The 7,493-nt window shown below is 70.1% G+C and carries 4 protein-coding genes; 1 reads left to right on the forward strand and 3 read right to left on the reverse strand.

What is annotated here, in order from left to right; translation table 11 throughout:
* On the forward strand, positions 1–1,243 hold a 1,243-nt coding region (locus HMPREF3115_RS02565), incomplete at its 5' end, for an aminotransferase-like domain-containing protein (protein WP_070553352.1).
* A gap of 114 nt (positions 1,244–1,357) precedes the next feature.
* Here the strand turns inward: HMPREF3115_RS02565 and HMPREF3115_RS02570 are convergent.
* The 3 genes from HMPREF3115_RS02570 to HMPREF3115_RS02580 form a co-directional block, all read right to left on the reverse strand.
* Positions 1,358–2,638 (reverse strand): virulence factor family protein, encoded by a 1,281-nt coding sequence (locus HMPREF3115_RS02570; RefSeq protein WP_006403451.1) that lies wholly within the window; start codon positions 2,636–2,638, stop codon positions 1,358–1,360.
* Entirely contained in the window at positions 2,635–5,229 is a 2,595-nt protein-coding gene (mprF, locus tag HMPREF3115_RS02575; protein WP_070553353.1) for a bifunctional lysylphosphatidylglycerol flippase/synthetase MprF, read from the reverse strand. The genes HMPREF3115_RS02570 and mprF overlap by 4 nt, the downstream gene beginning before the upstream one ends.
* A gap of 588 nt (positions 5,230–5,817) precedes the next feature.
* Positions 5,818–7,493: sulfite reductase subunit alpha (locus tag HMPREF3115_RS02580; RefSeq protein WP_141751621.1), on the reverse strand; the 1,676-nt coding region annotated here is incomplete at its 5' end.

Consider the following 7,493-nt stretch of genomic DNA (forward strand, 5'->3'; position numbering starts at 1 on the left):
CGTCGCGCCGGGCGCCGCCGCGCCCGGGCCTGCGTCGTCGGAATCGCGCGCGTCCGGCGGCGCCGCATCCACGCGCAAGGTCGACATCAGCGATCTCGTGTTCTCGGTGCTCGACGCCGCGACGCAGCCCGGCATCGTGCCGCTCGGCTCCGCGTTTCCGTCGCCGCAGCTGTTTCCGCTGCCGCGCGTCGCGAAGTCGCTCGCGCAGGCCGCGCGGCGCATCAGCCCGTGGAGCACCGTCGTCGATCTGCCGCCCGGCAACGAAGCGCTGCGCCGCCAGATCGCGCTGCGCTATCTCGCGACCGGCATCGCACAACCGATCGACGAGCTGGTCGTCACGAACGGCGCGCTCGAAGCGCTGAATCTGTGCCTGATGGCCGTCACGCGGCCGGGCGACGTGGTGGCCGTCGAATCGCCCGGCTTCTATGCGGCACTGCAGGCGATCGAGCGGCTCGACCTGCGCGCGGTCGAGATTCCGGTGGATCCGCGCACGGGCCTCGATCTCGATGCGCTCGCGAATGCGCTCGATCGCCACGACGTACGCGCATGCTGGTTCATGACAAATTTCCAGAATCCGACCGGCGTCACGTTGTCGATCGAGAAAAAGCGCGCGCTCGTCGAACTGCTCGCCGCGCGCGACGTGCCGCTCATCGAGGACGACGTCTACGGCGAGCTGCATTTCGGTCCCGACTATCCGCTGCCGGCCCGCGCGTTCGACCGCCACGGCCTCGTGATGCATTGCAGTTCGTTCTCGAAGACGCTGGCGCCCGGCTACCGGATCGGCTGGGCGGCGGCCGGCCGGTTCGCCGAGAAGGTACAGCGGCTGAAGCTGATGACGACGCTGTCCGCCAGCATTCCCGTGCAGGCCGGCATCGCGAACTACCTCAAATACGGCGGCTACGATCGCCATCTGCGCAAGCTGCGCGGCGCGTTGCAGGCGCAGCTCGACCGCATGGAAGACGCGCTGCGGCGCTGGCTGCCGCCCGGGGTCGACTGGGTGCGCCCGGAAGGCGGCTATTTCCTGTGGCTCGCGTTCCCCGATGCGATCGACGCGATGGAGCTGCATCGGCAGGCGATCGCGCGCGGCCTCAGCGTCGCGCCGGGGCCGCTGTTTTCCGCCGCGCACGGTTTCGCGCGCTGCGTGCGCGTGAACTTCGGCCATCCATGGAGCGGCGACATCGAACGCGCGATCCGCGTGCTCGGCGAACTCGCCGCCGGGGCGGCCGTGCGCCGCGAGGGCTGAGCGGCCGCGTGTCCGCCGATTCGTTCAGATGAAAAAAAAACGGGCCGCCCTCAGGCAGCCCGTTCGATCTCGCCGGCGCCGGCCGGCACTGTCCCGATGCGCGCGCCGGCGCGTTCAGCGCGCGGCGACCGGCCGCTCGAACGCGCGCAGGATCTTTTTCTCGAGCGCGATGTAGTCGCGACCGAAATGATGATCGCCGCCGGTGCGGATCACCTCGACGCCGGTATTCGCGAGTGCCGGGCACATCGTGTCCTGCTCTTGCGCGCCGTAGAAGCACTGGACGATCTGCGGCGGCACCTTCGCGATTTCCGGCGCGACCTTCAGCGCATGCTCGCTCGCCGGCATCCCGAGCCAGCCCGTGACGCGGATCTGGAAGTCGGCCGCCGGCGCGAAGCCGAGCAGCGACATCACCGACACCTTGTCGCGCAGATCGGCCGGCAGCCGGTTGTACGCGAACGGCATGACGTCCGCGCCGAACGAGTAGCCGACGAGCGCGACGCGGCTCGCATGCCAGCGCTTCATGTACGTGCGCATCACGCGCGCGAGATCGCGGCTCGTCTGCGCGGGCGGCTTCTCGCTCCAGAAGTAGCGCAGGCTGTCGATGCCGACCACCGACACGCCGTCGCGCTGCAGCGCTTCGGCGATCGTCTTGTCGAGATCGCGCCAGCCGCCGTCCCCCGAGATCACGATCGCGAGCCGGTCGCTGCCGCCGTTGGCCGGCAGTTCGACGAGCGGCAGATCGGACACGTCCTGCTCGTCGGCACTGCCGTCGTCGTGCAGATGCGCCGCGACGAGCGACACGAGCTTCGCCGTATCGCCGGCCGGCACCATGTCGACGAAGCCCGGCATCGCGCGGCGCACGATCGTCGGATCGGGCGGGCACGGCTTGAAGCGCGGATCGAGCTTCGCGGCCGGCGCGACCGCGACGACGCCGGCGATCGTGTTCTCCGGCGCCATCGCGAGAATCTGCTTCGCGATCGCGCCGCCCTGCCCGACGCCCGCGACGATCGGCGTGTAGTAGCGCGACGACTGCGCGAGCCTTTCGAGCTGATGACTGACCGCCTCGGCGTCGCCGTCGAGATGGTGGCAAGTCTCGGCCTTCGCGGCGAGCGTCTTCGCATAGCGCTCCGCATCGACGCCGACCGTCATCGCGCCGGCTTTCGCGAGCGCGTCGGCGGCCTGCTGATCGGCGGCCGTCCAGCCGGCCTCGCGCGAGAACAGCACGACGAAGCCGCGCAGCGGGCCGTTCGGCTTCGTCACCGTGACGGGCCCGTAGCGGCCGCCGGGCACCGTTTCGGTCTTCGTCGCGACCGGCTGCGCGGCGAGCGCGGCGCCGGCCAGCATCCATCCCGCGCAGGCGATTGCGGCCCGCGCGATTCCCTTCTTCGACATCATGAGCGCCGACCTCCAGCCAGCAATGACAGATCCGCGAGCGTGACGAACACGCCGACCGAACCGGACGCCGCGAGATAGCGCGGTTCCCAGTGCGGTTCGAACTTGCTCTTGAACGCACGCAAGCCGCGGAAGTTGTAGAAGCGTCCGCCGAAGCGCCACACCATCAGCCCGACCCGGTGCCACGGCGACGGCATCTTCGCCGCCCCCATCCCCGAGAACGGCGCGATGCCGAGGCTCAACTTGCGGAAACCCGCTTCCTTCAGATGCAGCGCGAGCTGCGTAAACAGATACTCCATCGCGTACGGCGACGCCTCCGGCAGATGGCGCATCACGCCGACCGTCGCCTCGGTATTGAGGTCGGTCGTCATGAACGTGACGAACGCGATCGGCTTGTCGGCCTGGCGCACGAGCATCACCGACTGCGTCGCGAGATAGCCGTCGTGGAACGCGGCGACCGAAAAGCTCTTCTCGCGCGCGTCGCGCGTGTCGAGCCACACGTTCGAGATCTCGCGCAGCACCGGCAGCGCGGCCGGCACGTCGGCCGGTGCGATCACCTCGACCGACAGCGCGTCCTTGTCGCCGCGACGCAGCGCATAGCGCAGATGCGAGCGATGCGAGCCCTTCAGATCGAACTCGTCGAGCGCGATATGCGCTTCCTCGCCGAGCTTCATCAGCGTGAGCCCGGCATCGAGATACAGCGGCAGCGCGTTCGCGCGCACCTGATAGAACGCCGCGCGCCCGCCGTGACGGTGCGCAAGTGCGATGAACTTGCCGATCAGCGCCGGCCACTCGTCGCGCGGGCCGACCGGATCGTAGAGCGCGGCCCACGTGCGGCCGTACTTCGCATACATCAGGAACGCGCGCCGCGAGTCCGAGAACAGGAACGACTTGTCGCCCATCAACGCGAGACCGGCATCGCTGCACTCCTGCGCGCGGACGATTCGCTCGGCGTCGAGCAGATCCTGCGGCGTGGGCTTGGTGAAGCGGCCGGGCGCCGGACGCAGCAGCTGCCACAGCGCGAACATCGCGACGAACACGCCGGCCGCGAGCGTCGCGCGCAGCGCCCGCGGCGCGCGCGCATCGAACGAGAAATGGGACCACAGCTCGCGCGTGTAAGGCACGTCGCGGAACGCGAAGCACAGCACCCACACCGCGAGGATCAGCACCATCGTCACGGACACGAACCAGCTCAGCGTGAAGCGCTCCGCGAGCAGCGACGAATGACGGTTGAAGCGGCGCCGGCTCACGAGCAGCAGGACCAGCAGCGTGCCGAGCACGCCCGCCTCGACGAATGCGAGTCCCTTCGCGAGCGACAGCGCGAGGCTTGCGAGCGTCAGCACGAAGGTCATCCACCACGCGCCGTCGAGCCGGCGCAGCAGCCCGCGCGCGACGAACAGCAGCGCGACGCCGAGCACGCTGCAGATCACCTGCGAGCCTTCGAGCACCCAGAGCGGGATGACGTTGCGCAGGATCGCGATGCGATGCCAGAACGCGGGCGTCGCGCTCGAGATCACCAGCATGCTGCCGACCGCGAACGTGACGAGGCTCAGGAACAGCGGCGCGAGCTGCGACACGCGCGCGGCCTGCCGCGACACGAGCCGGCGCCGCAGCGCGCGGCCCTCGAACGCGGCGAGCAGCCCCGCGGACAGCACGAGCGGCACGCCGAAGTAGATCGCGCGATAGGCGATCAGCGCGGCCAGCATCGCATGCGCGGGCACGGCGCTGCCGAGCGTGAACACCATCGCCGCTTCGAACACGCCGATCCCGCCCGGCGTATGACCGATCATCCCGAGCAGCAGCGCGGCCGCGTAGACGGTGATGAACGTCGGGAAGCCGACCGGCGCGGCCGGCAGCAGCACCCAGAGCGTGAGGCCCGCGGCGATCACGTCGAACACCGCGGATACGATCTGCGCGACGAAGTCGCGCCGCGCGGGCACGTCGAACGCGAGCCACTTGAAGCGCGTCACGATCGGCCGCGCGGCGGCGCCGCACATCATCGTCATCGCGGCCAGCACGATGAGCAGCACGATACCGATCGCCGTCATCGCACCGGGCGCGACGTGCAGCATCGCGCCGAGCGTGCCGGGCACGCACACCATGCCGATCGCCGTCATCCATACCAGCGCGAGCGCGAGCGTGGCGCTCGTGAACACCGTCATGCGGCCGATCTGCGCGGGCGTCACGCCCGACACGCCGTACACGCGCGCGCGCACCGCGCCGCCCGTCAGCGCGCCGAAGCCGGTCGCGTTGCCGAGCGCGGAGCCGGCGATCGCGCCGATCCACAGCGCCGCACGCGGCACCTTCGCCGCGACGTAGCGCAGGCCGACCGCGTCGCGCGCGACGAGCGCGACGTAGCTGAGCGCGGTCGCGGCGAGCGACGCGCCCCATTCGCCGGCGGACATGCGGCGCAGCTCGCGGATCACCGACCGGTAATCGACGGATTGCGACAGGTGCTGGAAAACCAGGATCAGCAGCACGCCGATGCCGAGCGCGAGCAGCGGCGACAGCACGCGCTCGTTGCGGATCAGCGCCGCGACACGGCCGATCGCCGACGCGGCACGGCCGGGCGAACCAGGGTGGCGGGAGGACATAGATTATTCGCGGTGATGCATAGCGGTCGCGGCGCGGATGCGAGGCGGCGACGAATCGGGTTGTTCTGCTTGGGCGGCCAACTGCGGAGCCACGCGAGCGGCGCCTGGATCAGAAACGGCGAGTATACGAAAACTACATTACAAAATCTTTCAGTTTTTTTCACGGACGGCGCTTCGAGGATTGCATCGCGGCGATTACGCCCGCGGCGCACGTCAAACATGCGCACGGAGCGCATGATAGCCGGAATCGGCGTGGCTGTTTCATCGGATGAATACCCGCGCGGACGATGCTGAGATTGCCGTGTCGGGGAACGGCGCGGGGAGCGGCGAAGCCGGTGCGGAAGCGCTCGCCGAACCGCCGGTAAAGACCGGCCGCGAGCGGTTTGCGCGTGAACACGTTCGGCTCGTTGGGGCTCGCACCGCCGGCCGCACGCGCGACGCTCGCGCGTAAGGTCGGCGAAGGCGGCGCAGTCGGAACGCAGCTGTCGAAACCGGCCGAAGCGTCCGTGCGCGACCGGCGATCGCCGGCGCCGGCGCCGACGCCGATGCGCAGCCTTTAACGGCCGGCGCGGCCGCGCGACGAGCCGCTCAGTACACGTCGCGCACGTAGCGCCGCGCCTTCGCGAGCCGCGCGACGTAGTCGTTCGCGGCCTCCTCGGACATCCCGCCGTGCTCGGCGACGACCGCCTTCAGCGCCGCGTCGACGTCCTTCGCCATCCGCGCGGCGTCGCCGCACACGTAGAAGTGCGCGCCCTCCTCGAGCCAGGCGAACAGCTCGGCGCCGTGCTCGCGCATCCGGTCCTGCACGTAGATCTTGTCGGCCTGATCGCGCGAGAACGCGAGATCGAGCCGCGTCAGGAAGCCGCTGTCGCGCATCGCGGTCAGTTCGTCGCGATAGTAGAAGTCGGTCTGCGCATGCTGCTCGCCGAAGAACAGCCAGTTGCGTCCGCGTGCGCCGCACGCCTGCCGCTCGTGCAGAAAGCCGCGGAACGGCGCGATGCCGGTGCCGGGGCCGACCATCACGATCGGCACGTCGCCGTTCACCGGCGGCCGGAAGTGTGCGGACTTCTGCACGAACACCGGCACGCGGCCGTCTTCCGCGCGATCGGCGAGAAACGTCGAGGCGACGCCTTTGCGTGCGCGCCGCCCGTTGTGATAGCGGACGGCCGACACCGTCAGATGAATCTCGCCCGGATGCGCGCTCGGGCTCGACGCGATCGAGTAAAGCCGCGGCTGCAGCCGCTTCAGCATGCCGACCAGCTCCGCGCCCGACAGCTCGACCGGAAACTCGTGCAGCACGTCCGCGAGCTGCTGCCCCCACAGCCACTGCTTCAGCTCGGCCTTGCGGTCGTCGCGCAGCAGCGTCTTCAGTGCGCCGTTCGCGCTGCGCGACGCAATGAACGCGAGCGTGTCCGGATGCGGGCGCGTGATGTCGAAGTGGCGCGCGAGCGCGTCGCCGAGGCGCGTGTCGCCGACACCCGGCACCGACACCGGCGTATCGGCCTTCAGCGCCGTGACGGCCAGCAACTCGTCGACCAGTTCGGGGCAGTTGGTCGGCCACACGCCGAGCGCGTCGCCGGTTTCGTATTCGAGGTTCGCGCCGTCCGTCGACAGCGACACGTAGCGCGTATCCTTCGCGGCGCCCGGACGGTTCAGCCGCAGGTTCGCGACGAGCTTCGACGGCGCCGGATGGGCCTTGCTCGGCAGCAGTCCCGCCGCGTTGTCGGCGCCGGCCGGCACCGCGTGCAGCGCGGCGTCGGTGTCCTTGATCCGCGCGACCACGCGTTCGAGCCACTGGTCGGCGTCGCGCTGAAACTCGACGTCGCAGTCGACGCGCGCACAGAGCCGCGTCGCGCCGAGCTCCGCGAGCCGCGCATCGAGCCGGCGCCCGTGGCCGCAGAACTGGTCGTAGTTGCGGTCGCCGAACGCGAGCACCGCGAAATGCACGCCGTCGACGCGCGGCGCCGCGTCGCCGGCGAGCGCGTCCCAGAACTCGCGGCCGTTGTCGGGCGGATCGCCGTCGCCGAACGTGCTCGTCATCAGCAGCACGTATTGCGCGCTCGCGAGCGACGCGACCGGATAGTCGGCCATGCACGCGGTGCGGATCTCGAAGCCGGCGTTCATCAGCTGCGTCGCGTAATCCTCGGTCAGCGACTCGATGTTGCCGGTCTGCGATGCCCACAGCAGCACGACCTTGGGCCGCGTGCGCACGATCCGCACGCCGCCCGGCGCGGGCGCGGAGGCGTCCGCCGGCCGCGCGCGCG

Origin of the sequence: Burkholderia sp. HMSC10F09 (genome assembly GCF_001806955.1) — a bacterium.
Lineage (GTDB): Bacteria > Pseudomonadota > Gammaproteobacteria > Burkholderiales > Burkholderiaceae > Burkholderia > Burkholderia multivorans.